The organism is Bacillus sp. JJ783 (assembly GCF_036963225.1).
GTDB classification, from domain to species: domain Bacteria; phylum Bacillota; class Bacilli; order Bacillales; family Bacillaceae_G; genus Bacillus_A; species Bacillus_A cereus_U.
In genome coordinates this window covers 1-3,989 of sequence record NZ_JBALMG010000251.1, presented here as the reverse complement: position 1 = coordinate 3,989, position 3,989 = coordinate 1, and the positions used below count along the sequence as shown (strand labels likewise).

Sequence of the window (3,989 nt, the reverse complement as noted above, 5' to 3'; positions counted from 1 at the left end):
ATATTAAGAGAGGAAGTATTAATAATATGGAAAAATTACAGTTATTAACATTTAAAAATATAGTAGAACCCCTCTATAATGAGAAAGTATCGTATATTTACTTTCCTATTGAATGGCTTGAGATTGTAGAGATACATTATAGAACATTTTTATTAACGAGCAAATTAAAACTTGTAAATGAAAGATTGTATGATATGTTTTCTGATATATTGTTCATTCAGCATGATCCATATGTATTAAAGGAAGATACACCTTGGATTGTAGCAAAAGAACCAATGAGACAAGAACAGTTAGACTATATTTTCCAAAGCTGGTATGAGGTTATTCATGATTGGAAACCGAATAAATTAATAGATCCACCACATTTAGAATGGCAGTATGATTTAATTAGTAATTTACCAGTATTACATGATAAAAAAACGTTTTCTAAATGGGTACCAGCTTTAATTACTCATATTTTTTGCGAACAGCCTTTACGTATGGAAAATAAAAACGAGGAAGAAATATATTTTTCGCCACTGCGATCACAAGATGTTTTTGAAGCGATGTCTGAGCCAATTAAAGATGAAGAAACACATGATTATTTCGCTTATGTATATCGATTTGAATACGTAACTCGTGGAGGTGAGAATATTCCACTATTAAAAGTATCCGTAGGGATTAGGCGGTTTTATCAACAATATAATCATAAAGATATTCCTATACTTTTAGGGCGGAAGCGGAGCCAAATACTGATTTCAACTCCTGAATTTGAATTAAATAATAAAAAGCAAAGGTTTATAAAGTTAAAAGTGCAACAAGCTGAAAAAGGAATAAAATGGATTAAACGTTTTAGAAATTTAAAAGATGAGTATAGGATAGGTGGAGAAGTTAAATTAGAGGACATTCTCCAATGTCCGAAAGAGTATATTAGAGGAACTAATGTAAGAGTGCTTCTTCCATATAACGAAAATATATATAAAGTTCAAGGAACAAAAATAAAATTTGGTATAAAAGTAAGAGAAAAAGAAGAACTTTTTAATGAATTCCAACTAAGCTTCCCATATTTTACATCACTTCCAGAATGTGAAAAAGTATTAACTGATAATGAGAATGAGTTATTACCTTTATTTGCTCCAAAGGGATTAGACACAATTACGTTAGAAGTATGGTCAGATGACATAATAATAAAGATAGAACAAGCGTTATTAGATAGCAAAATAGTTTTAGCTCAAAATGAAGATTCATCCTATGTATTAAATGCAGATAATCCGGTGCTGTTAAAAATTGAAAGATACAACATTGAAAAATTATTACAAAATCCATATAGAATGCAATATAGCCATAAAAACAAAAAGAAACTTGTAGACGATGTCGTAAAAGCTGTACATGTTACGGCAGGTGAGCAAAATGAAATGAAATTAGCATTAATTGCAATGAAAAATTGTGATGGTCGCGAAAAAATTAATCCAAAGCAAATCATTCGGGAAGGATTCGCTCGAACGGAACGTATTTCAGCATTTATTAATTTATTTATTGGACAAAGTGTATCTAAAAAAGAAATTATTAATGCCATTCTTAGTTTGTTAGAACAAAAGGGATTCTTAAAGCGTAGTTGGAATAAGATAAAATTACCGGGGATAATTGTAAATTTATCAATTGAGAAAATGTCTAAATATGATTTCTTACCTATTTTTTCAAAAATAAATGGGAGAGAAATATTATATAAATTATATGGGCAAGAAGAATGGGGCACAATTGATCATACGTTATTAAATATAGGTAATAATAAAGTGTTTTTACCACAACCATCAAAAAGGAATGATATAGGAGTCAGTTTTAAACAATTTATGTCAGAAACATTAGTTGAAATTTCACAAGATGCACGTAAACAAAATAAAGAAGTTTATTTTATTGTAGATGCAAATATGAGGAAATATTGGATAGAGGAATTGCAAAATGAAAGCGTTAATATCAAGGTTTCACCTGAAATAATCCCAAATTTTAAAGAGGATATAAACATAATTAGAATTAATACTAACTCAGATGTACCGAACTATATTGTTAGAGACCAAGAATATGTTATGGATGAAACGAGATTATTTGTAGATCAAATGGGAATTTACTATAGCACGGCTGCATACGAATTAAATTGCAATGAGATAGTACAGCAGCACATACTCGAAGTTATCCCGTTTGGTGTAAAATCTGAGGAAAGAGAAGAAATCGCCAAAATGATACATTACATGTGCTGTAAATCAACCTTGCTCTCGGAACAAAATATTCATAATACGCATGTAATGCATATGGTTAAATTAATTAAAAATTATACTACAGATATTGATTCAAGGGAGTTTAAAGAATTCAGTGACGAATTAGATGCAGATGTAATAATTTTAGAAAAAGAAGATGCATTGATATTAATATAAATAATAGTATACAAATCCTGCTAGTCATAATGAGCGGGATTTGTCATTTTTTCATGTAAATAAGGCTATCCTTTGTCATGTATCTTTTCTTTTACGTATTTACTTTATTTACATACAGGATTAAGATGTTTTTTAGAAATACAAAAACTACATCATATGGAAAAGCGACTTTTATTAATTGAAAAGAAAATTTGAAAGGAATGGGGAATTGTGAAGAAATTAGATGTATTATTAATGCTACTGAGCGGCCTCTTTCCAATTGCAGGAATGTTAAAGCAAATCCCTCTTGAACAATCTTTATATATTGGAGGACTTTTATTTTTTACTAGTTTCGGTAGTTACTTTGCGAAAAAGATATATTCACGTATATGTAGCTGGATAGCATATGCGCCATTTATAACATTACTGTTAGTCATTTGGAATCAGGATATTTCAACAAGTTCAATAATTGCGAACGCGAAAATCGCCGCTTGCATTGCGTTAATTCCGTGTTTATTCCGATTTCGTACATACGGTCTTACTTTGGGCTTATTCTCATTATGGGCCGCTTTACTATGGGATATAAAAGAAGTACAGTCGTTAGTCATACTTGAGCGTATGATGAGTTTAATGACAAGCCATTACTTATATATCCTCCTTTTAGTTGGAGGACTTATATTAGGTGGATTACTTGCGATGTTATTACACCGTAAAGAGAAAGACAATGATAAAGAAAATACTAATTTATTTAAACAAAAAAAGAAACGAAAAAGGCTATCCTTTAAGATTCGTCTTCCAAGATTACCGAAACTTAAAATGAAATTATTTAAGTTTAGTGGAAAAGCATCTAAACATAAAACACCAGAAAGAGTCCATGAGCATAATTACGAAGAACCAGTTGCGAAATATGAAATGACAGAGCAAATAGATCAATACAATGAAGGCACTGTTCAAGGGCAAACAAGGATGGAACGCCGAAGAAGTAGGTATAATGCATAATGAAATTTAGTAACCTCTTAATGATTAAATCATTAAGGGGTTTTTTATGTAATTAAATTTAGATTGCTAATGAAGGATTCATAGCATATGTTAAAGGTGGGGACTTCAATAAAATAATGGGAGGACAAAATGCTTATTATTATATATACATCTACTTGTATATTATTCTTAGTTAGCTTTTTACATGTTTATTGGGCTTTCGGAGGTAAGCGAGGGACAGATAGTGTTATTCCAACTAAATCTGGAGAAAAAGCGTTTACGCCTCGGGGAGGAATGACATTATTCATTGCGTTACTATTAAGTATGGCAGCAATAATTTTATTACAACAAGCAAATATTGTTCATTTTGCAGTTCCTCGTTTAATTATTCAAACGGGTTCCTGGATTTGTATGATTGTGTTTTTCATAAGGGTAATTGGTGAGTTTTATTATTTTAGTATCTTTAAACGAAAAAAAGATACGCATTTTGCTAGAATGGATACTATTTTATATATTCCCCTTTGTCTTTTTTTAACTCTCACATTCCTATTAGTAATAATAAAGTGAACATATATGATACACTATAATCTACGTTATTTTAGTAATGAATAGAGGGATTTACAT

Annotated in this window: 3 protein-coding genes; all 3 read left to right on the top strand. The window is 30.3% G+C overall.

Going from position 1 to position 3,989, the window contains the following annotated elements; translation table 11 throughout:
* The first annotated feature begins 26 nt into the window (after nt 1-26).
* Nucleotides 27-2,408 (top strand): pPIWI_RE module domain-containing protein, encoded by a 2,382-nt coding sequence (locus tag V7038_RS29175; RefSeq protein WP_002110212.1) that lies wholly within the window; start codon nt 27-29, stop codon nt 2,406-2,408.
* A gap of 210 nt (nt 2,409-2,618) precedes the next feature.
* Entirely contained in the window at nt 2,619-3,386 is a 768-nt protein-coding gene (locus V7038_RS29170) for a DUF3959 family protein (protein WP_070139374.1), read from the top strand.
* 129 nt (nt 3,387-3,515) lie between these two features.
* A complete protein-coding gene (locus V7038_RS29165) occupies nt 3,516-3,932 on the top strand; it encodes a DUF3995 domain-containing protein (RefSeq protein ID WP_070128418.1) in 417 nt (138 codons plus the stop codon).
* Nucleotides 3,933-3,989 lie beyond the last annotated feature (57 nt).